This is a genomic window from Streptomyces durocortorensis (assembly GCF_016901035.1).
GTDB classification, from domain to species: Bacteria; Actinomycetota; Actinomycetes; order Streptomycetales; family Streptomycetaceae; genus Streptomyces; species Streptomyces durocortorensis.
This window is the reverse complement of the sequence record NZ_JAFEUF010000013.1, coordinates 1-24,132: the sequence shown is the minus strand read 5'-3', so window position 1 is coordinate 24,132 and position 24,132 is coordinate 1. Positions and strand designations below refer to the sequence as shown.

Below are 24,132 nucleotides of genomic sequence, written 5' to 3'. Positions count from 1 at the left end.
GGCACGGAGCACCGGGTGCCGTGCCGGTGCGGCGCGGGCGCGGGTTCGGCGCCGCTCACGGAGGACGAACAGCGCGCCGCCCGTACGGCGGAGATCGCCGCGGCGGAGGACTTCGACCCGCTGCGCATCCGGCCGTACGTGACGCTGACGGACCACGCGGGCGCGCCCTCCGATACGCCTGAGGGCGGGCAGCCCGGCACGCAGGCCGGCGCGGCTTCCGGGGCCGAGCGGCATGGGGCCGACGCTCCGGGGGCGGCGGCGACCACGATGCCGCTGTCGCCGTTCCTGGGCGGCGACGGCTCGGGCGTCGGTACGGGTACGGGCTCGGGCACAGGCCCGGGTGCAGGCCCGGGTACGGGTGCAGGCGTCGGCCCGGGCGCGGGCGTCGGCGCCGGCGCGTACGCCGCACCCGCCGGAAGCGGAGACCGCAACCGCAGGCGGACCGCCGCCGCAAGCCCCGCCTTCGCCCCCGACCCCGTGCAGCCGCGCCGCAGGCGTCCCTTCGGGGCCATCGCCGTGGGGGCGGCCGTGGCCGCGGTGGTCGGCACGGCGGCTTTCGCCGGCGGGCTGTTCGGCAGCGACGACAGCAGGGACGAGGCGCTGCCGGAGGCCACGACGAGCGTGCCGGACACCGAGGACGAACCGGCCGCGTCGGTGGCCCCGTCCCCCTCCGCGTCGGCGGCTCCGTCCCGTACGCCCTCCCGCACGGCGACACCGTCGGCCTCGCCGTCCGCGTCCGCCTCGCCGTCGAAGAGCAGCGAGCCCACGCCGAGCGCCACGGCGTCCGCGTCGCCGACAGCGAGCGCGTCGCCCACCCGGGACGGCGGCGCGCCCACGTCCTCGGCGTCCGCCGCTCCGCCCGCGGAGTTCGCCGGGCCTTCGCTGCGGCCGGGCGACCGCGGCCCGGAGGTCGGCGAGCTGCAGAACCGGCTCAGGGAGGTGTGGCTCTACTCGGGACCGCCCGACGAGAACTACGACGAACGGGTGGAGAACGCGGTGGCGATCTACCAGTCGTACAAGGCGATCCAGGGCGATCCGATGGGCGTGTACGGGCCGAACACCCGGCGCGCACTGGAGGCGGAGACGAGCGGGCACGGACGCCGCTGAGCCCGGCCGCCCGGCGCAGAGCGGGAAGAAGGGCAATAGAGAGAAGGGCGGGGAAGAGAGATTGGCGTTCCCCTCCCGGTTTTTGTATCGTGATGGAACAAAGTAGCTCCCGCCCGCACTCCCTGACCGGCGGGCGGGGGTTGCTCTGGTCCGCCCCGCGGCACGCGCGCCCGGGCGGTTCGCACACCTCCCCGCGTTTCTGGAGCAGCCGATGCCGGCCACCGTCCTCACCGCACATGCCCTCCTGCTCGACATGGACGGCACCCTCGTGAACTCCGACGCGGTGGTGGAGCGCTGCTGGCGGCGCTGGGCGATCAAGCACGGGCTGGACCCCGAGGCCGCGCTGAAGGTGGTGCACGGACGTCAGGGGTACGCCACGATGGCCGTCCTGCTGCCGGACCGCCCGGTGGAGGAGAACTACGCGGACAACCGGGTGATGCTGGCCGAGGAGACCGCCGACGTCGAGGGCGTCGTGCCGATCGGCGGAGCGCCCTCGTTCATGGCCGCGATCGCCGAGCTGCCGCACGCACTGGTGACCTCCGCCGACACCGCACTCGCGACGGCCCGGATGGGTGCGGCCGCGCTGCCGATGCCCGCCGTCCGCGTCACCGCCGAGCAGGTCGGCGCCAGCAAGCCGGACCCCGAGGGCTTCCTCAAGGGCGCGGCGGAGCTGGGCTTCGACGCGGCGGACTGCATCGTGTTCGAGGACTCCGAGGCGGGCATCGCGGCGGGCCGGGCGGCGGGCATGCGCGTCGTGGGCGTCGGCCCGCGCGCGGCGGCTCTGGCGCCGGACGCCCATGTCATGGATCTGACGCAGGTACGCGTGGAGGCGGCCGAGGACGGCTCGATCCGCCTGCACATCGACGAGGCCTGAGCCACCACGAGCACCGGCGGTCACTTCCGGTGCAGCCACCCCCGCGCGACCGGCTCCAGGACCGCCGCGACGGCCACCATCTGGACCGCCATCAGCGCCACCAGGACGAACAGCCGGACGGCGCCCGCCTCCACGGGTGAGGCGCCGCCCAGCAGCATGCCCACGAACGCCCCCGGCAGAGTGACGAGCCCGACCGTGCGGGTCTGATCGAGCCCGGGCAGCAACGCGTCCGACGCCGCCGGCCGTACGATCTCCAGCCGGGCGTCCCGGTCGAGCAGCCCGAGGGCCATGCCCGCCTCCACCTCCCCACGCCGGACGGTGAGTTCGTCGAGGGCGCGCCGCCCGCTGAGCACGGTCGCGGTGCATCGCAAGGTGCTGGAACGTCCTCATCGCGGAGCGATTCGGGCGTTTCGGCAACGCGGCGAGGCGCCGTGCCAGGCGTCGTGGACCCGGCCCTGATCCGCCGGACACGCCCAAGGTGCGGTTGTCGGTGATGCGGCGGCCGGCGGTCCATACCGCCACTGCGAACATCAGCGCCACGAAACCGAGGAGCGGCGCCAGGGAGCGGACGACCCAGCCGATGAGCAGGGAGACGGCGGCGAGTTGGGCCGCCGCGCGCACTCCGGCGACCAGAATCTCGCGCGACCGGCCGAGTGAGGCCCACGCGGCGACGGCGGCGGCAAGGACCAGCACGACGGCGAGGACGACGCCGAGGGTGACGGAGACCGGAAGCAACACGCGGCCACGACAGAGCCGCCCCCCGGAAGGGGGCGCAACCGGCGAGCCCGAGCGCCCCCTAGCCCCTCGGCGGGCGCCCAACACCCCCGCAGACAACCCCCATGACGGGCCGAAGCGCCCCCGCGATCCGCCACTCCCCTTGCACACCCCTTGATGTGACGTGCACATGTCGCCACTCTGTTACCTGACGCCCACCCCACAGAAACCTGGCGTCGCCACGATGGCCGGGATCTGCCTGAAGCCCGCCCAACGCCCGCCCAAGCACCCCCCACATCAAGGGAGTTCGCATGTCCGGTGTCTACGCGCGTCGCCTCTCCGTCGTCGCCGCAACCGCCGCACTCGCCGCCACGTCCGCGCTGTTCACCGCCCCGAGCGCGCAGGCCGCCATGCCCACCCCGGTCAGCGCGGCGACCGCGCGCACCTACCTCGGCCAGCTCACCGTCGGCGCGGAGGGCTCGTCCAGCGGCTACAGCCGGGACAAGTTCCCGCACTGGATCACCCAGTCGGGGGCTTGCGACACCCGCGAGGTCGTCCTCAAGCGCGACGGCACGAACGTCCAGCAGAACTCCTCCTGCCAGGCGACCAGCGGCAGTTGGTACTCGACCTACGACGGCGCCACCTGGAGCGCCGCGTCCGACGTGGACATCGACCACATGGTCCCGCTCGCCGAGGCCTGGCGCTCCGGTGCGAGCAGCTGGACCAACGCCCAGCGCCAGTCCTTCGCCAACGACCTGACCCGCCCCCAGCTCATCGCGGTCACCGACAACGTGAACCAGTCCAAGGGCGACAAGGACCCGGCCGAGTGGATGCCGCCGAGCTCCTCGTACAAGTGCACCTACGTCCGCGCCTGGGTCCACGTCAAGAAGCACTACAACCTGAGCGTGGACTCCGCCGAGAAGAGCGCCCTGCAGTCGGCCCTGAACGGCTGCTGACCCCCGCTGCCGGTCCGCCGGCGCCGCCCGACCCCGTGCGCCCTGCCCTCGCGTTCTGTACGTTACGGAGCCGATCCGTACCGGCGTCGCGAGGAGACAAGACATGGCCGGGCTGCGCCTGGGACCACTGCTGCGGTACGTCGACTGGGAGTCCGGGACGGCCGCGACCGTCTGGGTCGAGGCGAGCCGTCCGTGCACCGTGGAGGTCCGGTGCGCGGACGGCGCCTCGGGGGCGTCACCCACCTTCGCGGTGGCCGGGCATCACTACGCCCTGGTCGTGGTGGAGGGGCTGACCCCCGGTTCGACGACGGCGTACGAGGTGCTGATCGGCTCCCGGCGCGTCTGGCCGCCCGAGGGCTCCCGGCTCCCGCCGAGCACCATCACGACGCCATCGACGGCGACGCCGACAGGCGCGGCGGAGGGGGCGGTGGAGGGCGCCGGGGCGACGCCCGACCCCGTACGGGTCTCGTTCGGGTCGTGCCGCTGGGCGGCCGCCCCCGGCGGCGGGCACGACCCCGTGGGGCCGGACGCCCTGGTCACCCTGGCCTCGCACCTCGCCGCGGACCCGGCGGCGGAGCGGCCCGACGTCCTGCTGCTCCTCGGCGACCAGGTGTACGCGGACGAGACCTCCGGGGCGACCCGGCGCAGGCTCGCCGCCCGCCGGGACCTGGGCGAGCCGCCGGGCGCGGAGGTCGCGGACTACGAGGAGTACACGTGCCTCTACGACGAATCGTGGCGCGACCCGGAGGTCCGCTGGCTGCTCTCCACGGTTCCCAGCTGCATGATCTTCGACGACCACGACGTGATCGACGACTGGAACACCAGCGCAGCCTGGCAGCGGGACATCCGCGCCACACCCTGGTGGCACGAACGGATCGTCAGCGGGCTGATGTCGTACTGGGTCCACCAGCATCTGGGCAACCTCTCCCCCGCCGAGCTGGCCGCCGACCCCGTGTACGCGGCGGTGAGGGCCTCGCCCGACGGCACCGAGGCGCTGCGCCGCTTCGCCGCCGAGACCGACGCGGATCCCGCCCGTACCCGGTGGAGCTACCGGCGTGTTTTCGGCCGAGTACGACTGGTCATGGTGGACACCCGCGCGGCCCGCGTCCTGGCCGAGGAGCGGCGGGCGATGCTCCACCCCGAGGAGGCCGACTGGCTGCGGGGCGCGGTCCTGGACGACCCCGCTTCGTATGACCATCTGCTCATCGGCAGCTCCCTGCCGTGGCTGCTGCCTCCGCTCGTCCACGATGTGGAGCACTGGAACGCCGCCGTGTGCGCGGGCGTACGCGGGCCCCGCTGGGCACGGATCGGCGAGAAGGTGCGCCGCGCCGGCGATCTGGAGCACTGGGCCGCCTTCCCGGAGTCCTTCGACCGGTTCACGGAGTTGTTGCGGGAGGCCGGGAGCGGCCCGGACGCCCCGGCGACGATCTGCGTCCTCTCGGGCGACGTGCACCACGCCTACATCGCCGAACCCCGGTGGCCGGACGCCCGCCCCGGGACCGCATCCGACCTCGATTTCTCTTCCCGCCCCGGCCCCGGCGTCGCCCCGGTGTCCCGCATCCTCCAGCTGACCTGCTCCCCCGTGCACAACTCGATCCCCCGAACGATCCGGACGGGGTTCCGCCTCGCCTGGAGCAGGGCGGGCCGGCGGATCGGCCGGATGCTGACGCGCCACAGCCGTACCGGAGCGTCGCCGGTGACCTGGGGCAGGGCGGGCGGCCCCTGGTTCGGTAACCAGCTCATGACGCTCACGTTGCTTGGCCGGAAGTCTGCGCTGACATTGGTACAGGCCAAAGCGGGCAAGCAGGGGGACCAGCTCGAAGCGGTTCTTGAGCGTTCACTCACCGGTGAGAGCTAGACGATTTCCAGCCACCCGACAGAATGTTGAAGTTGCAAGCACTGATGAGGTTTCCCTAACCTGATGCGCTCAGTCGGTTCACGTCCCCACCACGACCGAAGGAGCCCACCCCCCATGCTCATCCGCTTGAACCAGGCACAGCCCTACGTGCTCAGCCTCTTCCGCTTCGTCGTCGGCCTGCTCTTCGCCTTCCACGGCGCCGCCACCCTCTTCGGGGTACTCGGCGGCACCCAGGCGGAGACCGGGGCCTGGCCCGGCTGGTACGCCGCTCTGATCCAGCTGGTCTGCGGGGCTCTCGTCGCCCTCGGTCTCGGCACCCGTGCCGCGGCGTTCCTCGCCTCGGGCTCGATGGCCTACGCGTACTTCAAGGTGCACCAGCCGGAAGCGTTCCTGCCGCTCCAGAACGGCGGCGAGCCGTCGGCGATGTTCTGCTGGGCGTTCCTGCTGCTGGTCTTCACCGGCCCGGGGTCCGTCGCCCTGGACCGCCTCTTCGGCTCGCGGAGCACGGCGGCCGACACCGAGGGCGCGACCCGGCAGAACAAGGCCCCGGCCGTCCCGGTCTGACCGGCAACGGCCGCCCCTACCGTCGTCGTACGGTCCTGGTCTCGCCGCCCGCGCCTCACCGCACGCCGGGTCGGTGCTCCGCTCTCTCCCCGTTCGGCGGAGGGAGCGGGGCACCGCCGTACGCCGTGATCCGCCCCGCCCGGGTGTGAAGCCCCGTCACTCCCGCCCGTGGGGCCCGAACGGCACCGTGAAGCAGGCCGCCCGCTCCCCCGCGCCGCCCTGCTGGTCGTGGATGATCACCGACCGTGCTCCGCCCTCCCGGAAGTTCCAGTCGTGCTGGGCCTCCGCCCGACCGTCGCCGTCCTCGTCCGTCCGGAAGTCCAGCCACACCTCGTTGACCGGATCCGCGGTCGCCGCCGGGCGGTGCTGGTAGTGAGGGCCCGCGGCGGCGGGATCGGCGCCGCAGGGCGAGGTGTGCACGTGCATCCCGTACGCACGACCGGGCACGAGACCCCGCAGCCGGGCCCCGACCCGGGTGCCGGACGGGTCCGTGAACTGCGTGATCTCGATCCGCGCGCCCGCGGGCACCAGCCGGGTGTCGTACGTCAGCGCGTCGGACCGGACGAACGAGCCTGGCGGGGAGAACACCCCCGCGGCCCGCATCCACGAGCTGCCGCCCGCGGCGGCGGCCTCGTCGGAGCGGCTCGGGTCTCCGCCCCCGCCCGGCCCCTGCACCGAGGACCCCGCCGCAGGAGCGCCGTGTGCGCCGTGTGCGCTGTGGCCACCGGGGGTGTCGGACACGCCGCCGCCCGCCGCCGTACCCATGCCCGTGCCGGCGTCCGCCCCCTGGGCGACTCCCACGCCGCAGGCCAGCGTCAGCACGGCTGCCGCGCCCGCCAGCACGCCCGGGATCCGTGGGATCCCCCGACCCCGCGACAACGGGCCGCCCTCATGGCCCTCCGTACCCCGCTGCCCCGAATTCGGGTGCGCCGGACCCTGTCCCGTCCGTACCATCCATGCCGTCATGCGCTGCTCCTCGATCGTGCCGGTCGTTCTCAACGCCTAACGGGCACAAGGCCGCCAGGTGTACGTGACCTGCACAACATCACCCGCCCTGGCCGATCTCCGGAGAATCCCCACGCGTACGCTGTACAGCTGAACCTGCCGCCCCTGCCGCTCCCCTGCGACCGTCGCGGCGTCGACACGATCGGGGAGTAGTAGACGGTGTTGGAGAGTGTGGCCGCGCTGACCAGCAGCCCATGGATCTACGTGGTGGTCGCCGTCTCCGTACTCCTGGACGTCTTCCTGCCCCTGCTGCCCAGCGGTGTCCTCGTCATCACGGCCGCCACGGCGGCGGCAGCGGGCTCCACCACTGTCAGCGGTGCCGACGAAGGCACCGGCGGGCAGGTCCCCTCACTCGTCGTGCTGATCCTGTGCGCGGCCACCGCCTCGGTGCTCGGCGATCTCGTCGCGTACCGGCTCGCCTGGCGCGGGGGCGACCGGCTGGACCGGGCCATCGCCCGGCCCCGGCGGCTGACCACCGCGCAGGAACGTCTCGGCGCGGCACTGAGCCGGGGCGGCGGGGCGCTGGTGATCATCGCCCGGTTCGCTCCGGCGGGCCGATCCGTGGTCTCCCTCGGCGCGGGCGCGGCCCACCGCAGGAAGCGGGACTTCCTCCCCTGGTCCGCGCTGGCGGGCCTGGCCTGGGCCGGTTACAGCGTGGGGCTCGGCTACTTCGGCGGCCGGTGGCTGGGCTCGACGTGGTTCGGCACGGCCGTTTCGGTCCTGGCCCTGTTCCTGGCGGGCGCGCTGGCCGCGTTCGTGGTCAAGCGCCCGGCGACGCGGACGGAGAGGGCGAAGGCAGGGGCGGAAGCCCCGGACCAGGAACCGGGACCAGGACCGGGAACGGTCGCGGGACCGGGACCGGGACCGAAATCGGGCTACGGAGCCGGAGCCGTATCCGCGACCGCCTCCGCAACCACGGCACCGACGACACCTCCGAGCGGGCCGGGACCAGTGTCCGCGCCCGCGCCGGCCGCCCCCTGAGCGAAGGGGCACACCGGCGAAGGCCCGGCCGCCCGTGCGGAGGCCCCAGCTCCGGACGGCGGGCTCGGCCCCGGACGGCGGCCTCAACTACGGGCCGCGGGCTCAGCTACGGGCCGCGCCCCGTATCTCCAGGCCGTCGAGCAGCTTCATCGTCGCCGCGGTGATCTCGTCGACGGCCTGGTCGAACACCTCCCGGTTGTGCGCGGCGGGCGCGCGGAACCCGGAGACCTTGCGTACGTACTGGAGGGCGGCGGCCCGCATGTCCTCCTCGGTGGCCTCTTCGGGGAGAGCGGGCGGGCGGAGCGTCTTGATGCTGCGGCACATGACTCCAGTGTGGACCGCCCCACTGACAACGGACACCCCGCCGCCCCGCGGCCGGGTGTCGCTCTGCCTGCGCTCGGTGCCCGCGCCGGTCGCTCAGCCGCTGCGCGCCCAGTCGTCCTCGCTCGACCGGTCGGTGCACAGGGCCCAGATGACGAAGACGTCGATCGCGATGGTGACGATGGCCCAGACCGGGGTGTACGGGAGCCACATGAAGTTGGCGATGAGGTTCAGGGAGGCGAGGGCGACGCCCGCGCCCCGGGCCCAGGGCGCGCCCTTGAGGATGCCCCAGCCCACGAGGATGAGGACCACGCCGAGGATGAGGTGGATCCAGCCCCACGAGGTGACGCTGAACTTGAAGACGTAGTCGTTGATCCGCGTGTACACGTCGTTCGAGGCGATCCCCGCGATGCCCTTCAGCACTCCGAGGACACCGTCCACGAAGAGCAGGACACCGGCGAACACCGTTCCCCCGGCCGCCCACGGGCTGCCCGGGTCGCGGCCCGGACGGGGGTCGGCGGGGCGCGAGGCGCTGGGCGGGGGTGTGCTGGACTGCGACATGAGGACTCCTTAGCCGGAACAGGCACCGGTGACGCCGGGCGCCTGTTGCCCTGACCCGCCCTGGTGGTGCGGGCAGATCAGATCCGACGTTCCTCGCGGCGTCCGGGCGCAGCCAGCGGGACGCACCCGTTCGGGTGAAGGGTCACGGTGCGCTGACCGTGACGATGCGCCCCTGGGCGTCGACGGTGAGCGCCTCCCGGTCGACGCGGTTGACCAGGGCGAGACCGGCCCACACCACGCCCCACACCAGGCACGAGAAGACGGTGAGGAAGGCGTGCAGCACGTGGTTCACCGGCTGCCCGCGCACCAGCACCACCTGGCTCCCGGAGCGGGACTCGACGCGCCAGCCGCTCGCGATGCGCCGGCTCACGACCCAGTCCAGGATCAGCGCCCGCTGCGCCGCGTCGGGAGGCTCGCGCCCGGTGACCCCGGCGATGTAGTAGCCGGGCGGCGGCTCGATCGAGGCGCTCTCCCGGCGTGCCGTTCGACGACGTCTCACGGGATCACCCCCAGGTGTCGAGGTCGCCGCCGCGCCATTCGATCAGCCCGGGCCGGTCCAGCTCGACGACTTGGTCGGGCCCGGGGGCGAACCCCGCGGCCCGCAGCAGCGCGGCCACTTCACCCCGCCCGTGGGCCAGGCCCACGATCTGCCCGTGCACGGTGACCCGCCGTCCCCCGGTCGCGGAAGGCGGATAGACGATCACGGGCGGGTGCTCGGCCATGCCTCCACGGTGCCCCGAGCGCTGCCCCCGCGCATCCCGGGAGGCGAGGCACGCTCCCGCCCGACAGACGTACCCCGACCACGCCCGACAGGCGGGCACACTCGCGCCCCGTAGACGGACCCCGCACATGCCCGGCAGGCAGGCACACGCACGCCCGCAGACAGACCCCGCTCACGCCCGGCACAGGCAGGCACACTCGCCCCCGCAGACGGACCCCGCCCACGCCCGGGAAACAGGCTCCGAGCACCCCCGGGAACAGGCCGTCCCCCTCTCCACGGAACCTCCCGAGCGCAGTCCGGCGTCCCCGCAGACGTCATCTACGATCATGAACCGTGACGGAGGAACCGCACATGCAACCACCCGTGGAACCCCCCGTGACGGCAACGGCTGCCCGCTACCTGTACGTGACCCGGCACGGTGAGGCCTCCGCCGACGAGAGCGCGCTGACGGACGCCGGACGCCGCCAGGCCGCCCTGCTCGGGGAGCGGCTGCGCGAGGCCCCGATCACGGCGATCCACCACGGTCCGCTCGCCCGCGCCGAGCAGACGGCGCGGCTGATAGGCGAGCGGCTGCCGGGAGTTCCCCTGCTGCGGTCCGAACCGGCCGGCGACTACATCCCGTACATACCGCCGCGGGAGGAGCTGCCGGCGGAGTCGGCCGACGAGGCGCTCGCCCGGCTGGCAGGCTTCCCGGCGGCGGAGCGCGAGCTGGGCCCCGGTCTTGCGGAGGAGGCGCTCGCACGGTTCACGGGAACGGTCGAGGGCGACGAGCCCCGCCATGAGCTCCTGGTCACCCACAACTTCCTCGTCGGCTGGCTGGTCCGGGCCGCGCTGGACGCACCGAAATCGCGCTGGCTGGGCCTCAACCACACCAACGCCGGGCTCACCGTCATCCGTTACGCACCCGGCCGTCCCTCGGCTCTCCTCCTGTACAACGACACCGGCCATCTGCCGGCCGAACTCCGCTGGACCGGCTTCCCGCCCGAGCTGCACGTCTGAGAGGAGACGCGCGCCGGCCCCGGGCAGAGCTCAGTCGCTGCCCGGGCGACCGCCGATCATCGACATGAGCAGCTCGTGCGTCCGGGCGTCCGCGGCCACGACGAGCCCTCGGCCGCCCGGTCCGACCGGGTGGCCCTCGACCCCGGTGACGACGCAGCCGGCGGCGCGGCACAGGGCGATACCGGCGGCGTAGTGCACGCTCCCGCTCAGGTCGCCGCCGTCCGTGACGTAGGCGGCCCGCCTGCCCGCCGCGACCCAGGCCAGCGCCAGCGACGTGGAGACGACGCGCGGGCGGAAGTTGTCGACGAACCCGGGGTGGGCAAGCAGGTCGACGGCCCGGAATCCGGGGGCGCCCGGGAAGGGCGGATCGAGGTTCACGTCCACCAGCCGGGTGTCCGCAGTGGGCGCCAGCCTCTGCCCGCCGTCCTCCGCAGCGGACCGGACCCAGGCGGTCTCCCCATCGGTCAGGAAGACCTCGCCGCTGAACGGATCGGCCACGGCAGCCGGGCCGTTGCGCAACGCCACGTTGACGGCGACGAGTTGGGCACCGGAGGTGTAGTTGAGCGTCCCGCACAGGGGGTCCACCAACCACTCCCGCTCCGCACCGACCGCTCCCCGCCGGCCGCCCTCCTCGCCGTGCACCGCGTCCCCGGGCCGGGCAGCCCGGATGACATCGAGGATCGCCTCCTCGGCGGCGAGGTCGGCGTCGGTGGCGAAGTCCCCGGAGCCCTTGTCGATACGGGAGTGGAGCCGCCCGTACCGGGCCCGTACGACCTCCGCCCCTGCCAGCGCCGCGGCTGCCGCCACCTCGGCGTCCGTGGGATTCACGAGTGAGTCGATCATGACAAGCAAGGTAGCGGTATGTCTCTGCGGCCGTGAGGGGAAACCGGCCCGGCCGTCACGCCCCCTCCCGAGGGCCGAGCAGCAGCGCCTCCGAGCCGACCGGCCGGAATCCGGCGGCCTGGAACGCCCGAATGCTGCGAGCATTGCCCGCGGCCTGTTGCGACCAGAGCGGTTCGCCCGGAGGCACCAGGTGCCGCGCGGCAGTGGCGAGGGCCCGGCCCAGTCCCCGGTGCCGGGCGTCCTCGTTCAGCTCGACGGCCACCTCCCAACGACCGGCCACGCCGCGCCCGAGCACCAGCACTCCACCGTCGACCTCCCACATCCGCACACCGTCCCGCCGCCGACGGGCACTCATCACCCGCGGGTGGACGGGATCGGTGACCTCCCGCAGCTCCAGTCCGGGCGCACCGGGCAGCGAGGGCGCCACGGTCAGGAGGTCGATCGTGTCGGTGGTCCGGCCGGTGCGTTCCAGGAAGGCGGTGAGGAAGCGCGGATGCATCGTCGCGGCCAACACGTCACAGTCCAGGGCGGCGAGCGTCGTATGGACCCACTCGGGATCCTCGTCGGTGAATACGACCGAGTGCGCGGTAAAAGCGATCACCCCCTGATCCCGACCACTCGGCGCGGCAACCACGGTCGTCCGCCCATCGGCCTCAGGAAACCGCCCGCACGCCGCCCCGTCCAGGATCTCCGCCAGCGTCCGCCCCATGAACTGCCCCCTCGTAACTCGCCGTTCGGTCCGCCCGCCGTCCCGCCCCGACACCACGCGGGACGGACCGTTCATCGCCCGGTACGCAGTCGGCGCGCGACCGTCGCCTCGATGATCCCCGGCCATTCCGCCGACAGCCATGCCCGCGCCGAAGGGGAGGCGGGCAGCCCGGAAGGCAGTCCGTCGTGCAGGCGGACCGTCTCCGGTTCCAGCAGGCGGTTGCGCGACAGCGTGGCCGGCTCCTCCCCACCGTCCGAGACGCTCTTCAGGAACATCACGTTGGCCGCGACCAGCCACGGGCTCCCGGTCTCGCACGTACCCCGGGAGGAGCCCTCGTTCCCGGTGGCCAGGGCCCAGGGATCGGGCGCGAGATAGCGCACGGCCCCGACTCCGGTGAACGACACCGCGGCCGAGCACATCGAGCAGGGCTCCTGGGTGCTCCAGAGCGTCATGGCGCCCAGATCCCACGCGGTACGGGCGAGGCCCAGCGCGTTCAACTCGGCGTGGGCCAGCGGCGTACCGCGCAACGGGCCGTCGCCGGGCCCGGTGTCGTAGGCCTGGTTCCGCCCCTCCGCCAGCACCGCCCCGGCCGGGTCGACCAGCACGGCGCCCACCGCGAGCCCACCGGCCCTCAGCGCCGCGTAGGCAAGCTCCAGGCCGCGCCGCACGGCTTCGGGCGCCGCGGCCCAGGCGTCGTCGAAGTTCTCGTCGTCTCTCTCGTTGCGCACCGGCTCAGGGTAGGCCTCAGGACAACAGGGCGGGGCGGGACGACGAAGGCCCCCGACCATGATCGGTCGGGGGCCTTCGGCATGTTTCGTACTGGTGGGCGCGGACGGTTTCGAACCGCCGACATCTGCTTTGTAAGTTCGACAAGCACACCCGCCCCCCTGCACCTACCGCGACAGGAACGGTACGACTCGGCCGCTGACGACCGCGCCTGTCTGGTCGTGTCCGTCAACGTTGCCGTCAGGTGCTGCCGTCAGTTCGGCGGCACATCCCACCGCCGGGAGAACCGCTGGGGATACGACAGTTCTCTGGGCCTAGGCATGGTTCATCCAGTGTCGCAGACACGCCGAGGTGCCCCGGGTCGTCGCCCAGCTCAGCGGCGACCAGGGCCGGGCGGTGGCGGTCGTTGATGGTGGTTGTGGGTCGTCGTTGGCTGCCCCTCGACGGCCCACAGACGGTCCGGCCCATGGCCCTGTCCGCAGGTCAGGGCCGTCAGCCAGTGCTGCTGGCCGGGACGGTCCCGACGGCCAAGAGGTGCGAGCTGGCGGCGAGCAGTTCCGGGTACGGCTCTGCCATACGGGCCGCGTCCATGGCTGAGGCGATCAGCTCATCCGTGGGTCCTTCGCCCGGCTGCTGCTCTGCCGCCTTCACCAGCGACCAAGCCGGGCCCTCGATGCCGAAGACCTGCACGTCCTCAAGCCCGGAGGCGACCAGCTCCGTTACCAGCTCTTCGGCCCGGTGGAAGTACGACAGGGTGAACCCCCGAGATCCGTCGTAGACCGCCGTCTCCAGAATCTTGGAGACGGAGTTGTGAATCCGCTCGGTGTGCAGGTGGGCGTACGTGACGTGCTCGAAGAGCGACGCGTAGCGATTGATCGCTGCGGCGGCGACCAGTCCACCGGGCTTTGCCACGCGGGAGGCTTCCGCGAGCGCCCGTTGCCGGTCGGCGGGGTCGGGCAGGTGGTACAGCGGCCCGAGGAGCTGCACGACGTCGAAGGTGTCGTCCGGCTCAGGCAGGTCGCGCGCATCCCCGACGACCGCCGGGCACACCGCCGACGCGGCCTCAACGTGACGGGGCACCGGATCTACCAGGGCGACGTCGTAGCCGTCCTTCACCAGCCATTCAGCATGAATCCCGGTCCCCCCGCCCACGTCGAGCACGCGCGCCGGCGCGGGGGGCAGAAAGCGTTGGAGGAGTTCCTGAGTTCTGGCCAGTTCCATCCGACCATCTGCCGAGCTGCGCAGGCGGCTGTCCTCGTTGACCGTCTCGCCATAGAACCGCATCACGGAGGGAGCCAATTCGAGATTCGACATGGTCGCAGTATCGTGTGTACCGGTGGACCAGTCCAGCGCAGGAAATAGGGGAAGCCATGGCAGTCCTGAAGTACGAAGAGATCGCAGAGTTCCTGCGCGCCCGCATCGCCGCTGGTGAGATCGCGCCTGGGGACACAATTCCGTCGGGCCGAGAACTGGCCGAGCAGTGGGATGTGTCACGCGCCACCGCGATCAAGGCCGTCGATGTGCTGCGGAACGACGGCGTGGTCGTGGCCAAGCAGGGAACCGGGTTCGTGGTCACGGAGACGCCCGTTGCACGCCCCGCCGGCGCTCGCCGCGCCGGGTCGGCGCGCATCTTGGGCGGGATGCCGTTCTTGCGCGTCGGTGAGCCCGACTGGGCGGAACCCCCCGCCCGCGTCGCCGCCACCCTTGGACTCTCACCCGGGGAAGAGGCGCTCCGGCGCGTTCGCGTGCTCCAGCTCCCGGACGGAACGCCGAATAGCTGCGTTGAGGCATGGTTCCCGCCGGAGGTCGCGGAGGTGTCACCGCGCCTCGCAGACACCGCACCGATCGCAGAAGGGACGACCCGCTACGTCCGACGTCAGACCGGGCGGGGTCCAGCCGAAGGCGTGGACGTGACCACTGTGCGTGGCGCGTCGGAGACGGAGGCGGAGCGCCTAGGGGTGCCGGAAGGGACGCCGGTCGCTGTGCTGCTGCACACGGCGTACGACGAGCAGGGGAAGCCGTTGGTGTGCGAGGAAGGCGTCACACCGTCCTCACTGTTCGAACAGGTCGACACCTACGCAATGTAGGCAAAAATGGGCAAACGAAACTGCTGGACCGGTCCACCGGTTCAGCTTTTTTTATTGCCCCGAAACACCATCCCACCTGCACTTTCCGTCACGATGGACTGACGAAGCGTGAATTCATCGCTTGACTGGACCGGTCCACCGGTCCAGTCTCTTGTTGTGGCCGCCGCCCGATTCGGAACTTCCGGAAAGGGCGGTGAACCACGCGGAAGGGGCCCTCTTTGGGCTGCTTCGACTAGCACGACCGGGCGTCCCGTCTTCGGGCGAGACGCCAAGGGGCCCGGGACGGATCGGGCCGAGGCGACCGGCGCCTTGTCAGTCCGGATGGCTTAGACCGCAAGGTCACGTCTCCACACGCCTACAACGCGGGCAGGCAGCGCTACCTGACACGGGCGCTGCACCCGCGAAGGAGACATCGCACCAACTCAACTCCGCAGCTCACGTTGCGGCCGGTTGCCTCCCCCGCCCGTCCAGTCCGCCTCACGCGGTGCTGTACGGGCGGGGCTGAGGGGAGCCGGATTGTCCGGACCCGAGAGCAAGGGGAGGGCTTCATGCCGAAGTACAGCTTCACCGCCGAGGGACTGGCCGACACGCTGACCCCCGGGGAGACCACGACCGCACGCGGCACGCTGAGCGCCTCCTCCCTGGAGGCGGCCACGAAGGCGGTCGAGAAGAGCTTGCGCTCCCGGGGATACGAGCTGACCGAAAAGGTCACGGTCGCCCCGCAGTAGCGCGCACCCCCGATCCAGCACTCACCTGAAACGCGGCACGGCCCCGGGATGCACCCCGGGGCCGCTGTCGAGCCGCCACGCCTTCACCAGGAAGAGAACGACTCATGAAGACCATCGCAGCACTTCAGGCCGTTGTTACGGCCGCCCCGTTCGACGGCGAGCCGTCTGACGCCGAGCTGGACGCGATCGAGACGGAGATGCCCGCCATCCTGGCGGACGTCCACCTGCTGGACGCGCAGATCATGACCATCGACCGCGCCCCGACCGAGCTGGACCACCAGCGCATCCGCCGGGCCCGCCGGCGGGTGCTGGCCGCTCGCCGGGACCTGGCCAACCAGGCCGCTGCCACCGTGTCGGCCGGTGCGTCATGAACCGCTTCGGCAAGGGCCTGCTGGTCGCTGCTCTGGTCGGTGTGGTCGGGATGGCGTTCCGGGTGTCCTGGAACGCGCTGCGGGACGTGGCCACGGCGACCGGGGCCGACCCCACCGCCGCAACCCTCTACCCGTTCGTCGTCGACGGGCTGATGGCGCTGGCCCTGGTAGCGACCCTCGTTCTGACGGACGCTGCCCGCCGGTTCGCGCTGCGGGTGCTGGCCGCCTACACCCTGGCGTCCCTCGTCCTGAACTACGTGCACGGACTCGTCCCGCAGTTGCATGACGGGGTGGTCGACTGGGGTCGGCTGGCCGACTGGGATCCCGCGAACTGGGCGCTGGTTCTGCTGGCCACGTCGTTGCCGGTCGGGTCGATCTACTTCGGCTCCGACCTGGTCGCCAAGGTCCTGCACCACCGACCGATCGAGGCACCGGCCACCACCCCGAATCAGGATGAATCGGCCGAGACATATGTAAATCGGTCTACGGCTGACCTGGCAGTATCGACCCCCGCGCCGATCACTCCGGCCCTGGCCCCTGCGGCGCTTCCTGCGGCCCCGGTGGTGTCGCTGGTGAAGTCGACCGATCGGGCCCCGGTCGGCGCGGTGGCCGCCGAGTCGACCCGCCCGCGCCGGGCGACCGGCCGCGTCCCTGCGGCGGCCCGATCGAGTCGACCGACCCGCACCGCCGAACAGCTCCTGACGGAGGCCCGTGCGGCTACGGCCGTCTGGTCGGATCGGGAGCTGACCGCCGAAGGCATCCGCAAGGCGGTCCACACGTCCCCGGCCAAGGCCCGCGTCCTGCGCGACACCCTGCGCGCCGAGCGCGAGCAGGCGGCCGGTCCGGGTGAGGCGGCGGCCTGATGGCCGACATCTACCGGTGGCGACTCGCCCCCGACGGGCTGGCCACCCGCCGCCAGCTCCGCGCGCTGGGGCTGCGGCCGGGTGGCCAGGACGTCGTCGCGGAACTTCACCGTCCCCGACGTCGGGGCCCCCCCCCGCTGGTCGCCTACCTCTACCGCATCGACCACGCCCGCCCCGTACGGCCCATGACTCCGGGCCGTGCCGCTGCTCTGGCGGCGGCGATGCGGGCCCGCCGCACCTGCCCCAACTGCCGTCTGGATGTGGGGTATTGCATCCCGCGCTCGCTCGGCATGTGCGTGCCCTGCAACGACACCCCCACCGCTGCCCCTGCCTCGTTCCGGTGACCGGAAGGACCCTGCCGTGCTGTTCCCCTCCCTGTTCGTCCTGCTCTACCTCGGTCACCTGCTGGCGGACTACCCGCTCCAGACCGACCACCAGGCCGCCCGCAAAGCCGACCAGTGCGCCGCTGGATGGGCCGCCAACCTCGCCCACGCCGCCACCCACGTCGCTACCTGCGCCGCCGCCCTCGCACTCGGGGCCCTGGTCCTGGACGACGTGACCGTGTCGCTCCCGATGGTCGTGGCCGCCCTCCTGTGGATCGGCGCCACGCACGCGTTCATCGACCGCCGGTGGCCCGTGGCCTGGTGGATGAACCACACCGGCCAAGCCTCCTGGGCCGTCAACGGCGGGGCCACGCACGTCGACCAGACCGCCCACATCCTCGCGCTCGTCCTCGCCGCCCTCGCGCTGGCGGCCTGACCCGGAAGGACCGTCATGGACCACCTGCCCGAACCCCGCCGGCCGTCCGTTGTGCACCTCCCGGACGGTACGCCCGCCTACACCGACCACCTCCCCGCCACCTACCAGCCCACCAACACGACACCGCAGGTCATCCACGTCCACCAGGCACCCCCGGACCGCACGGTGCAGCGCCTCGCACTCGGCTCCGGCGTCGGCGCCGGGGCCGTGGTCGCCGGGGTCTACTTCGGGCCCCTGCTGGTCGGGGTGCTGACCGCGATCGCCGCGAACCTCGCGATCCTCGCTCTGGTCGCCGCAGTGTGCGCGTGGGGCGTGGTCACGGTCGTGAAGTCGGTCAGCGGCTCGGACGGCAAGGCCGCCACCTCCTCCCTGCGCAAGGGCCGCCGTCGCTGACGGCCCTCTGTCCGCCCGGTCTCGTACCGGGTGGGCGGAGGGCCGGACAGACCGGCCCCACCAGGGAGGTTCACCGTGTACAGCTACACCCGAGCCGAGTCCCGCGAGCGCAACAAGCTCTTCCGCAAGGGCTTCAAGCAGGCCCTTGCCGACTGCGTCGACGCCAAGGTGACGGCCCGCATCCACGCCATCGACCAGGCCGCCGCCGAGCGCGGGCAGCGTGAGCTGAGGGCGCTGCACGAGGTGCAGGCCACCGCCCGGCAGGAGTTGGCCAGGGCCAAGGCCGCCGAGCGCACCGCACCCCGCACCGACAGGACCGCCGCTCGCCAGACCCGCAAGCAGGCCGAAGAGCGCGTGCGCCTGGCGGAGCGGGCCGTCCACAAGGCCGAGCGCGACTGAGCGGGGCGGCCGGACCCGGCCAAGGAAACCGGCCGCCCCTCTTTCCTCTCCACCCATCGAGCAGGAGGAAGCACCAGCATGACGGACACCACGGCCCCGGCTGCCCATCTGCGGCCGGTCCCCGACCTGGACGACGACACCGCGACCACAGCGCCGGTCGCGGTCGACAACCCCGCCCTGCCCGACCCGAAGGTGAGCACCGAGAAGCGCAAGCCGGTCCTGGCCGGTTGGCTGACCGACCGGCGCGACTTCACCGCCACCGCCCGCCACGCCGGCGCGAACGCCGGATACAGCGCCCTCTTCCACGGCGTCAGGCTCCCGGTCTACGCCGGTCGGCTGGCGCTGATGTCGCCGCGGGGAGCCTGCCGGTTCATCGCCACCACCAACCGGTGGGTCTGGGACCGCGAAGCCGCCCCCCTGCGGGCCGCCGCCGTCCGCGCGGAGGACGTGGAGGAGTACATGCGCCTGTCCCGGCTGCGGGCCGGGCGGGTGCGGCTGCGCGGCCTGGTCGCCCTGGTCGCCGCCGTGTTCGGCGTCGGCTTCGCCCTGTGGCTCTACGTCATGGCCCCGGCGCTGATGTACGCGTTCGCGGCCGGCGGGGTGCTGCTCCTCGGTATGGCCGGTCAGCAGCCCGACGCCCCGGTCATCGGCCCCGCCGTGCTGAAGACGGAGGTGCAGAAGCTCACCGGGTCGATCGTGCTGCGCGGTCTCGACTCGGTGGGGAACGCGAAGATCTCCGCCGCCATCAAGAAGGGCGGCGACATGAACGGGCTGCGCTTCACCAGCGAGATCGTGCGCGACGGCCCCGGATACCGCGCCGACCTCGACCTCCCGTACGGGGTGACGCCCGAGGACATCATGGAGGCCCGCAAGCCGCTGGCGTCCGGGCTGCGCCGCAAGGTCGGCTGCGTCTGGCCCTCCCCTGATCCGTCCGAGCACGAGGGGCGGTTGGTGCTGTGGGTGGGGGACAAGCCGATGAACGAGACCTCCAAGCCCGCCTGGCCGCTGTTGAAGTCGGGCACGGTGGATCTGTTCCGGCCGGTGGTGTTCGGCAACGACCAGCGCATGCGCGACGTGTCGGTGACGCTGATGTTCGCCGCCGTGGTCGTCGGGTCGATCCCCCGCATGGGCAAGACGTTCCTGATGCGGCTGTTCCTCCTCATCGCCGCACTCGACCCGCGCGCCGAGCTGCACGCGTTCGACTTCAAGGGCACCGGCGACTTCGGCGCCCTCGAACCCGTCTGCCACCGCTACCGGGCAGGCGAGGAGAACGACGACATCGAATACGTCCTGGACGCCCTGCGGGAGCTGAAGGAGGAGCTGCGGCGGCGGGCGAAGGTCATCAAGTCCCTGCCGCGCTCCCGCTGCCCGGAATCCAAGGTCACCCCCGAACTGGCCAGCGACAAGAGCCTGGGGCTGCACCCGATCGTCGCCGGGTTCGACGAGTGCCAGGTGCCCTTCGAGCACGAGGAGCACGGCAAGGAGATCGAAGCGATCTGCACCGACCTCGTGAAGCGGGGCCCGGCGCTGGGGATCGTGACGCTATTCGGGACGCAGAGGCCGGACGCGAAGTCGCTGCCCACCGGGATCAGCGCGAACGCGGTGCTGCGGTTCTGTCTCAAGGTCATGGGGCAACCCGCCAACGACATGGTGCTGGGAACGTCGATGTACAAGGCCGGGTACCGGGCAACGATGTTCTCCCGCTCCGACCGGGGCATCTGCTGGATGGCCGGTGAAGGCGACGACCCGCGCATCGTGGCGTCCGCGTTCGTGGACGCGGTGGCCGCCGAGCAGATCGCCGCCCGCGCCCGCAAGGTCCGCGAGGAGTACGGCAACGTCACCGGCCACGCCATCGGCAACGGCCCCGAGAAGTCCGGGCAGTCCGATGTGCTGGCCGACGTCCTCGCCGTCATCGCCACCGACGAGAAAGCCGTCTGGTGCGAGCGGGTCGCCGCCCGCCTCGCCACCGCGCAGCCGGACGTCTACGGCGGGTGGAAGGGCGAGAACGTCACCGCCGCACTCAAGCCCCACGGCATCAAGGCCGGGCAGGTCTGGGGCCAGACCGACACCGGCGAGGGCAAGAACCGGCGCGGCATCGACCGCGCCGACATCACCGCCGCCATCACCTGTCGTAGCCAGAACAAGGCCGCCGCCTGACCCCAGCACGGTTGCTAGACCTAGCACCCCCGGCTGCTAGGTCTAGCACCCCCGCTAGCACCCCACACCCGCCCTGAGCTGCGACCTAGCGTCTAGCAGCCTATCTGCGGCAACACCCGGAACCCGCCTGCCGAAGGGATGTGAGCCCTCCGTGGCGCTCGCTAGCCTCCTCATCCTCCTCACCGCCGCCGGTTACGCAGTGTTGTGCGCGGCCCGGCCGTTCGCCCCATGCCGGAAGTGCTCCGGCGCCGGCGTCCGCACCCGCCGCCGCACCATCACCCTCTGCCGCCGCTGCCACGGAACACGCGCCCGACTCCGCATCGGACGCCGGATCCTCAACAACAGCCGCAGCATCCACACGGCCGGCACCCGACCCCACACCACCGACCGGAAGGCCACCCCGTGGCAGTAACGCTCTCCCTCGTCGCCCTCTTCGGGCTCGTCCTGTTCTTCCTCCTGCGCTCCCGCAGCCTCACCCCCGGCGCGGCGTTCACCGCCGCCGGATTCGGGTTCTTCCTCGCCTCCACCGGAGCCGCCGACCCCATCAACCACTTGGCCGCCGCCCTCATCGACGCCCTCCCCAACGTCTGAGAGCGGGCCGAGCCTGACGCCCAGTCCACCCAGATACCGGGTTTCGTCTGACTACACCGGTGAATCGCCGGCCGTGGTCGGATGCGGCATCCTAGCCATGCCGGTATCGGCGCATCGGGCGTTCCAGCCTGCCCGGAACATGTCGAGGCGCAGTTCTTCGACCGCTTGTGCAGTGGCTTCCATCTCGACGATGGTCAGGATGCTGACCGATACTCCGAGCCCTTTGGAGATGGGCTTCATCGCCTCGAAGCCGTCGCCGTCTTCGGCCTGCATGAACATCGAGTGCACGACGGTGTTCCGTTTGATGCGCAGGTCGTTCGCGCGTGCCAGACACGCCTCGATCTCCGTCGTGTCCTCGGGTGCAACAGTGCCCACCTTGAGTGCCAGTTTGCACAGGTCGATCAGACGGGCCGTGCCCTCTGCGTTCGCGTACATCAAGAGTGTCGGCTCGAACGCGATGGCACCCAGCAGGCTACGCAGGCTGAAGTCGAGCTGCGCGCCGGCAAGGGTCACCCGGCCGACAGCTTCGAGGAATCTATTGCGCATTGGAGCCTCAGCGTCTGCCGTCATCTTCCGGATGGTACGGACAGCGCCCACCCGGCGCTGACCTTTAGTTCAGGGCGTACCAGCGCTGCACTCTCGCCCCGCAATCCGCTCCGGGCCGAACGAAAACTGAGAGCGGCCCCCGTCTCGCCAAAGTCCGGGGCCGCTCTCGTCCACCCAACTCAACAGTGGAGGCATCCAGCATGACCCAACCCACCCCCATCCGGCGAGACCACGGCCACCGGCCGCGCTTACTCGACCTGTTCTGCTGCCAGGGCGGCGCGGCCAAGGGATACGCCGATGCCGGGTTCGACGTGACCGGCGTCGACACGGCACCCCAGCCCCGCTACCCCTTCCGGTTCGTCCAGGCCGACGCCATCGCCTACGTCCTGGAGCACGGCGGAGAGTTCGACGTCATCCACGCCTCGCCGCCGTGCCAGCACGACAGCGACTGCCAGCGCCTCCAGGGGAACACCCACCCCGACCTCATCGCCCCCACCCGCACCGCCCTCATGGCCACCGGGCGGCCGTGGGTGCTGGAGAACGTACGCGGCGCCCTGCCGAAGCTGGACCGGCCCGTCATGCTGTGCGGGCCCATGTTCGGGGTGGAGACCTACCGGCACCGGTACTTCGAGACCGGCGGCGGCCTCACCCTGAACCAGCCGCACCACCCCGCCCACACCGTGCCGCAGTCGAAAATGGGCCGCCCCATCCCGCCCGGCCACTACGGCCAGTTCGTCGGGAACTTCTCCGGCGTCCAGCACGCCCGCAACGTCATGGGCGTCCCCTGGATGAACCGCGACGGCATCCGCGAATGCATCCCCCCGGCCTACACCCAGTGCATCGGCACCACCGCACTCGCCCTGCTGGTCGGGACCGGGCTGGAGGTGGCCGCGTGAACGCCCGTCTCCTCAGCGCCGTGCTGGACGCGGCCGGGCGCGGGTGGCACGTCTTCCCGCTCCGCCCCGGCGACAAGCGGCCCGCCCTCCACGGTGAGACTGCCTGCCCCGGTACCGGCGACTGCGCGGCCGGTCACCGGAAGTGGGAGGACCGGGCCACCACCGACCCCGACCGCATCCGCAAGGCGTGGTCGGCGGGGGCGTTCAACGTCGGTCTGGCCACGGGTCGGTCCGGGTTGGTCGTGGTGGACCTGGACTCGGTCAAGGTGAAGGACCCGAAAGGAACGCCTGACGGCGTCACTTCCCTGCAGGCGCTCTGCGAGCGCGCCGGGCAGGCCGTCCCCGCCACCTACCGGACCCGGACCGCGAGCGGTGGGCACCACCTGTACTTCACCGCCCCGCCCGGGGTGAGGCTCGGTAACAGCGCGGGCAGGCTCGGCAAGCACATCGACACCCGCGCCCACGGCGGATACGTCGTCGCCGCCGGGAGCACCCTCCCGAACGGTGCGTACGAGGTGGTCGACCCCACCGAGCCCGTACCGCTCCCGGAATGGCTGTGCACCCTCCTGACGCCCCCTCAGCCCTCCCGGGGCCTGATGGCTGCACCTGTGCCGGTGCGGGTCTCTCGGTACGCCGCAGCGGCTCTCAGGGCAGAAACGGCGGCCGTGGCCGGGGCCGGGGAGGGGTCACGGAACTGGACGCTGGTTCGGGCCGCACGGGCGTTGGGGCGGTTCATCCCGTCCGGCGACCTCGACCGTCATGAGGTGGAGCAGGCTCTTAATTCGGCGGGATTGGCGGCTGGGCTCCGGGAGAACGAGTGCCGCAAGGCGGTGGCGAGCGCTCTGAACTGGTCCGTCGCCAACAACTCCGGGCGGCCGGCATGACCGCCGCCAGGAACCTGCGATTTAAGAGCCTGCCTGCCACCCCGAGCAGCCCGCAGGCCGCCAACCGGGCCGCAGCACCGGCCGGTGGTGGCGTGCCGAAAGGCGTCGGCCGCAAGGCCGTCCCCGTTGCTGTTCGCTCTGACCTGCGCCCGCAGCCGGTGCGGTGGCTGGACATCGTCGCGCCTCCGTCGTTCTCGGCTCTGGTGTCGGCCCGGTCCTGGTGCCGCTGCGGCTACGAACGCACCGCACGCGGCCGCTCCGGTGTCCTGGCCCTCATCGAAGCCCACACTGCCCACCCCGAGTCCTGCCCACTGCACCACGCCGAAGGGAGCAAGGCCGCATGAGCGCCGACCTGTGGGAGGGCTTCAACGCATCCCTGGACCCCGAGACCATCACCGGCCCCGTCTGGGACGAACCCGTCCCCCTCAACCCCAGTCTCGTATACACATATACCTGCCCACCACCACGGCGGAAAAGTAGGTTAGACGAGTAGGGGTGGTAAAAATAAAATTGGGGGGG

At 72.0% G+C, this 24,132-nt stretch carries 31 protein-coding genes and 1 pseudogene; 21 read left to right on the top strand and 11 right to left on the bottom strand.

Annotation, left to right across the window (positions count from 1 at the left end; all coding sequences use genetic code 11):
- Positions 1 to 15 precede the first annotated feature (15 nt).
- Both JS521_RS04805 and JS521_RS04800 read left to right on the top strand, forming a co-directional pair.
- Entirely contained in the window at positions 16 to 1,107 is a 1,092-nt protein-coding gene (locus JS521_RS04805) for a peptidoglycan-binding domain-containing protein (RefSeq protein ID WP_443732173.1), read from the top strand.
- A gap of 211 nt (positions 1,108 to 1,318) precedes the next feature.
- Positions 1,319 to 1,981: an HAD-IA family hydrolase gene (locus JS521_RS04800; protein ID WP_205081460.1), complete on the top strand. Its 663-nt coding sequence runs from the start codon at positions 1,319 to 1,321 to the stop codon at positions 1,979 to 1,981.
- Between the two features lie 20 nt (positions 1,982 to 2,001).
- Here the strand turns inward: JS521_RS04800 and JS521_RS37445 are convergent.
- A pseudogene (locus tag JS521_RS37445) lies at positions 2,002 to 2,719 on the bottom strand (ABC transporter permease).
- Between the two features lie 287 nt (positions 2,720 to 3,006).
- On the opposite strand from JS521_RS37445, the gene JS521_RS04785 reads away from it, so the two are divergent.
- From JS521_RS04785 to JS521_RS04775, 3 genes are all read left to right on the top strand, one after another.
- Complete coding sequence (locus JS521_RS04785) at positions 3,007 to 3,651, top strand: HNH endonuclease family protein (RefSeq protein ID WP_205081459.1); 645 nt, start codon at positions 3,007 to 3,009, stop codon at positions 3,649 to 3,651.
- Between the two features lie 103 nt (positions 3,652 to 3,754).
- Complete coding sequence (locus tag JS521_RS04780) at positions 3,755 to 5,509, top strand: alkaline phosphatase D family protein (RefSeq protein ID WP_205081458.1); 1,755 nt, start codon at positions 3,755 to 3,757, stop codon at positions 5,507 to 5,509.
- Positions 5,510 to 5,623: 114 nt separating this feature from the next.
- Positions 5,624 to 6,073, top strand: coding sequence for a DoxX family protein (locus JS521_RS04775; protein ID WP_205081457.1), 450 nt, complete (start codon positions 5,624 to 5,626; stop codon positions 6,071 to 6,073).
- A gap of 156 nt (positions 6,074 to 6,229) precedes the next feature.
- Here JS521_RS04775 and JS521_RS04770 read toward each other — a convergent pair whose 3' ends face one another.
- Positions 6,230 to 6,916: a superoxide dismutase family protein gene (locus tag JS521_RS04770; RefSeq protein ID WP_307847774.1), complete on the bottom strand. Its 687-nt coding sequence runs from the start codon at positions 6,914 to 6,916 to the stop codon at positions 6,230 to 6,232.
- A 321-nt stretch (positions 6,917 to 7,237) separates the two neighbouring features.
- On the opposite strand from JS521_RS04770, the gene JS521_RS04765 reads away from it, so the two are divergent.
- Entirely contained in the window at positions 7,238 to 8,059 is an 822-nt protein-coding gene (locus JS521_RS04765) for a DedA family protein (RefSeq protein ID WP_307847773.1), read from the top strand.
- Between the two features lie 102 nt (positions 8,060 to 8,161).
- On the opposite strand, the gene JS521_RS04760 is transcribed toward JS521_RS04765, so the two are convergent.
- From JS521_RS04760 to JS521_RS04745, 4 genes are all read right to left on the bottom strand, one after another.
- A complete protein-coding gene (locus tag JS521_RS04760; RefSeq protein WP_205081455.1) occupies positions 8,162 to 8,383 on the bottom strand; it encodes a DUF2277 domain-containing protein in 222 nt (73 codons plus the stop codon).
- Between the two features lie 93 nt (positions 8,384 to 8,476).
- On the bottom strand, positions 8,477 to 8,941 hold the full coding sequence (locus JS521_RS04755) for a DUF7144 family membrane protein (protein ID WP_205081454.1): 465 nt from the start codon (positions 8,939 to 8,941) through the stop codon (positions 8,477 to 8,479).
- Positions 8,942 to 9,083: 142 nt separating this feature from the next.
- On the bottom strand, positions 9,084 to 9,440 hold the full coding sequence (locus tag JS521_RS04750) for a DUF8108 domain-containing protein (RefSeq protein ID WP_205081453.1): 357 nt from the start codon (positions 9,438 to 9,440) through the stop codon (positions 9,084 to 9,086).
- 4 nt (positions 9,441 to 9,444) lie between these two features.
- Positions 9,445 to 9,663, bottom strand: coding sequence for a hypothetical protein (locus JS521_RS04745; RefSeq protein WP_205081452.1), 219 nt, complete (start codon positions 9,661 to 9,663; stop codon positions 9,445 to 9,447).
- A 374-nt stretch (positions 9,664 to 10,037) separates the two neighbouring features.
- Between JS521_RS04745 and JS521_RS04740 the strand changes: the two genes are divergently transcribed.
- Entirely contained in the window at positions 10,038 to 10,661 is a 624-nt protein-coding gene (locus JS521_RS04740; protein ID WP_205081451.1) for a histidine phosphatase family protein, read from the top strand.
- Between the two features lie 30 nt (positions 10,662 to 10,691).
- Here JS521_RS04740 and JS521_RS04735 read toward each other — a convergent pair whose 3' ends face one another.
- The 4 genes from JS521_RS04735 to JS521_RS04720 form a co-directional block, all read right to left on the bottom strand.
- The gene (locus tag JS521_RS04735) at positions 10,692 to 11,504 is read right to left on the bottom strand and encodes an inositol monophosphatase family protein (RefSeq protein ID WP_205081450.1); all 813 of its coding nucleotides are present in this window, start codon (positions 11,502 to 11,504) and stop codon (positions 10,692 to 10,694) included.
- A gap of 55 nt (positions 11,505 to 11,559) precedes the next feature.
- Positions 11,560 to 12,213, bottom strand: coding sequence for a GNAT family N-acetyltransferase (locus tag JS521_RS04730; protein WP_205081449.1), 654 nt, complete (start codon positions 12,211 to 12,213; stop codon positions 11,560 to 11,562).
- Positions 12,214 to 12,284: 71 nt separating this feature from the next.
- Positions 12,285 to 12,941 (bottom strand): nucleoside deaminase, encoded by a 657-nt coding sequence (locus tag JS521_RS04725; protein ID WP_307847772.1) that lies wholly within the window; start codon positions 12,939 to 12,941, stop codon positions 12,285 to 12,287.
- Between the two features lie 490 nt (positions 12,942 to 13,431).
- Positions 13,432 to 14,253 (bottom strand): class I SAM-dependent methyltransferase, encoded by an 822-nt coding sequence (locus JS521_RS04720; protein ID WP_205081447.1) that lies wholly within the window; start codon positions 14,251 to 14,253, stop codon positions 13,432 to 13,434.
- 56 nt (positions 14,254 to 14,309) lie between these two features.
- Here JS521_RS04720 and JS521_RS04715 point away from each other — a divergent pair, with 56 nt between their 5' ends.
- From JS521_RS04715 to JS521_RS04665, 11 genes are all read left to right on the top strand, one after another.
- Positions 14,310 to 15,026, top strand: a complete 717-nt coding sequence (locus JS521_RS04715) for a GntR family transcriptional regulator (protein WP_205081446.1) — start codon at positions 14,310 to 14,312, stop codon at positions 15,024 to 15,026.
- Between the two features lie 548 nt (positions 15,027 to 15,574).
- The gene (locus JS521_RS04710; protein ID WP_205081445.1) at positions 15,575 to 15,754 is read left to right on the top strand and encodes a hypothetical protein; all 180 of its coding nucleotides are present in this window, start codon (positions 15,575 to 15,577) and stop codon (positions 15,752 to 15,754) included.
- 104 nt (positions 15,755 to 15,858) lie between these two features.
- A complete protein-coding gene (locus tag JS521_RS04705) occupies positions 15,859 to 16,125 on the top strand; it encodes a DUF6284 family protein (protein WP_205081444.1) in 267 nt (88 codons plus the stop codon).
- On the top strand, positions 16,122 to 16,988 hold the full coding sequence (locus JS521_RS04700) for a DUF2637 domain-containing protein (RefSeq protein ID WP_205081443.1): 867 nt from the start codon (positions 16,122 to 16,124) through the stop codon (positions 16,986 to 16,988). The genes JS521_RS04705 and JS521_RS04700 overlap by 4 nt, the downstream gene beginning before the upstream one ends.
- Complete coding sequence (locus JS521_RS04695) at positions 16,988 to 17,332, top strand: RRQRL motif-containing zinc-binding protein (RefSeq protein ID WP_205081442.1); 345 nt, start codon at positions 16,988 to 16,990, stop codon at positions 17,330 to 17,332. Before JS521_RS04700 ends, JS521_RS04695 begins: the two co-directional genes overlap by 1 nt.
- 19 nt (positions 17,333 to 17,351) lie before the next feature.
- Entirely contained in the window at positions 17,352 to 17,747 is a 396-nt protein-coding gene (locus JS521_RS04690) for a DUF3307 domain-containing protein (protein ID WP_239486804.1), read from the top strand.
- A 15-nt stretch (positions 17,748 to 17,762) separates the two neighbouring features.
- On the top strand, positions 17,763 to 18,140 hold the full coding sequence (locus tag JS521_RS04685) for a DUF6251 family protein (protein ID WP_205081440.1): 378 nt from the start codon (positions 17,763 to 17,765) through the stop codon (positions 18,138 to 18,140).
- A gap of 75 nt (positions 18,141 to 18,215) precedes the next feature.
- Positions 18,216 to 18,539 carry a hypothetical protein gene (locus JS521_RS04680; RefSeq protein ID WP_205081439.1) on the top strand — a complete coding sequence of 108 codons (324 nt, stop codon included), beginning with the start codon at positions 18,216 to 18,218 and terminating at the stop codon, positions 18,537 to 18,539.
- A gap of 78 nt (positions 18,540 to 18,617) precedes the next feature.
- Positions 18,618 to 20,696, top strand: a complete 2,079-nt coding sequence (locus JS521_RS04675; protein WP_205081438.1) for a cell division protein FtsK — start codon at positions 18,618 to 18,620, stop codon at positions 20,694 to 20,696.
- Positions 20,697 to 20,847: 151 nt separating this feature from the next.
- Positions 20,848 to 21,108, top strand: a complete 261-nt coding sequence (locus JS521_RS04670) for a hypothetical protein (RefSeq protein WP_205081437.1) — start codon at positions 20,848 to 20,850, stop codon at positions 21,106 to 21,108.
- Positions 21,099 to 21,287, top strand: a complete 189-nt coding sequence (locus JS521_RS04665; RefSeq protein ID WP_205081436.1) for a hypothetical protein — start codon at positions 21,099 to 21,101, stop codon at positions 21,285 to 21,287. Before JS521_RS04670 ends, JS521_RS04665 begins: the two co-directional genes overlap by 10 nt.
- A gap of 51 nt (positions 21,288 to 21,338) precedes the next feature.
- Here the strand turns inward: JS521_RS04665 and JS521_RS04660 are convergent, their stop codons facing one another.
- Positions 21,339 to 21,857 (bottom strand): hypothetical protein, encoded by a 519-nt coding sequence (locus JS521_RS04660; protein WP_239486800.1) that lies wholly within the window; start codon positions 21,855 to 21,857, stop codon positions 21,339 to 21,341.
- A gap of 176 nt (positions 21,858 to 22,033) precedes the next feature.
- Between JS521_RS04660 and JS521_RS04655 the strand changes: the two genes are divergently transcribed.
- Genes JS521_RS04655 through JS521_RS04645 form a run of 3 tightly spaced genes read left to right on the top strand, consistent with a single transcriptional unit; the run spans position 22,034 to position 23,957 of the window.
- The gene (locus JS521_RS04655; RefSeq protein WP_205081435.1) at positions 22,034 to 22,729 is read left to right on the top strand and encodes a class I SAM-dependent methyltransferase; all 696 of its coding nucleotides are present in this window, start codon (positions 22,034 to 22,036) and stop codon (positions 22,727 to 22,729) included.
- Positions 22,726 to 23,613 carry a bifunctional DNA primase/polymerase gene (locus JS521_RS04650; RefSeq protein WP_205081434.1) on the top strand — a complete coding sequence of 296 codons (888 nt, stop codon included), beginning with the start codon at positions 22,726 to 22,728 and terminating at the stop codon, positions 23,611 to 23,613. The genes JS521_RS04655 and JS521_RS04650 overlap by 4 nt, the downstream gene beginning before the upstream one ends.
- Positions 23,610 to 23,957, top strand: a complete 348-nt coding sequence (locus JS521_RS04645; RefSeq protein WP_205081502.1) for a hypothetical protein — start codon at positions 23,610 to 23,612, stop codon at positions 23,955 to 23,957. Before JS521_RS04650 ends, JS521_RS04645 begins: the two co-directional genes overlap by 4 nt.
- Positions 23,958 to 24,132 lie beyond the last annotated feature (175 nt).

Excerpts from the sequence above, each read along its gene's own strand:
- JS521_RS04800 (WP_205081460.1), top strand. The coding sequence starts at position 1,319 with ATGCCGGCCACCGTCCTCACCGCACATGCCCTCCTGCTCGACATGGAC.
- JS521_RS04785 (WP_205081459.1), top strand. The coding sequence starts at position 3,007 with ATGTCCGGTGTCTACGCGCGTCGCCTCTCCGTCGTCGCCGCAACCGCC.
- JS521_RS04780 (WP_205081458.1), top strand. The coding sequence starts at position 3,755 with ATGGCCGGGCTGCGCCTGGGACCACTGCTGCGGTACGTCGACTGGGAG.
- JS521_RS04775 (WP_205081457.1), top strand. The coding sequence starts at position 5,624 with ATGCTCATCCGCTTGAACCAGGCACAGCCCTACGTGCTCAGCCTCTTC.
- JS521_RS04760 (WP_205081455.1), bottom strand. The coding sequence starts at position 8,383 with ATGTGCCGCAGCATCAAGACGCTCCGCCCGCCCGCTCTCCCCGAAGAG.
- JS521_RS04755 (WP_205081454.1), bottom strand. The coding sequence starts at position 8,941 with ATGTCGCAGTCCAGCACACCCCCGCCCAGCGCCTCGCGCCCCGCCGAC.
- JS521_RS04745 (WP_205081452.1), bottom strand. The coding sequence starts at position 9,663 with ATGGCCGAGCACCCGCCCGTGATCGTCTATCCGCCTTCCGCGACCGGG.
- JS521_RS04735 (WP_205081450.1), bottom strand. The coding sequence starts at position 11,504 with ATGATCGACTCACTCGTGAATCCCACGGACGCCGAGGTGGCGGCAGCC.
- JS521_RS04730 (WP_205081449.1), bottom strand. The coding sequence starts at position 12,213 with ATGGGGCGGACGCTGGCGGAGATCCTGGACGGGGCGGCGTGCGGGCGG.
- JS521_RS04720 (WP_205081447.1), bottom strand. The coding sequence starts at position 14,253 with ATGTCGAATCTCGAATTGGCTCCCTCCGTGATGCGGTTCTATGGCGAG.
- JS521_RS04715 (WP_205081446.1), top strand. The coding sequence starts at position 14,310 with ATGGCAGTCCTGAAGTACGAAGAGATCGCAGAGTTCCTGCGCGCCCGC.
- JS521_RS04710 (WP_205081445.1), top strand. The coding sequence starts at position 15,575 with ATGCCGAAGTACAGCTTCACCGCCGAGGGACTGGCCGACACGCTGACC.
- JS521_RS04705 (WP_205081444.1), top strand. The coding sequence starts at position 15,859 with ATGAAGACCATCGCAGCACTTCAGGCCGTTGTTACGGCCGCCCCGTTC.
- JS521_RS04700 (WP_205081443.1), top strand. The coding sequence starts at position 16,122 with ATGAACCGCTTCGGCAAGGGCCTGCTGGTCGCTGCTCTGGTCGGTGTG.
- JS521_RS04695 (WP_205081442.1), top strand. The coding sequence starts at position 16,988 with ATGGCCGACATCTACCGGTGGCGACTCGCCCCCGACGGGCTGGCCACC.
- JS521_RS04685 (WP_205081440.1), top strand. The coding sequence starts at position 17,763 with ATGGACCACCTGCCCGAACCCCGCCGGCCGTCCGTTGTGCACCTCCCG.
- JS521_RS04675 (WP_205081438.1), top strand. The coding sequence starts at position 18,618 with ATGACGGACACCACGGCCCCGGCTGCCCATCTGCGGCCGGTCCCCGAC.
- JS521_RS04660 (WP_239486800.1), bottom strand. The coding sequence starts at position 21,857 with ATGACGGCAGACGCTGAGGCTCCAATGCGCAATAGATTCCTCGAAGCT.
- JS521_RS04655 (WP_205081435.1), top strand. The coding sequence starts at position 22,034 with ATGACCCAACCCACCCCCATCCGGCGAGACCACGGCCACCGGCCGCGC.
- JS521_RS04645 (WP_205081502.1), top strand. The coding sequence starts at position 23,610 with ATGACCGCCGCCAGGAACCTGCGATTTAAGAGCCTGCCTGCCACCCCG.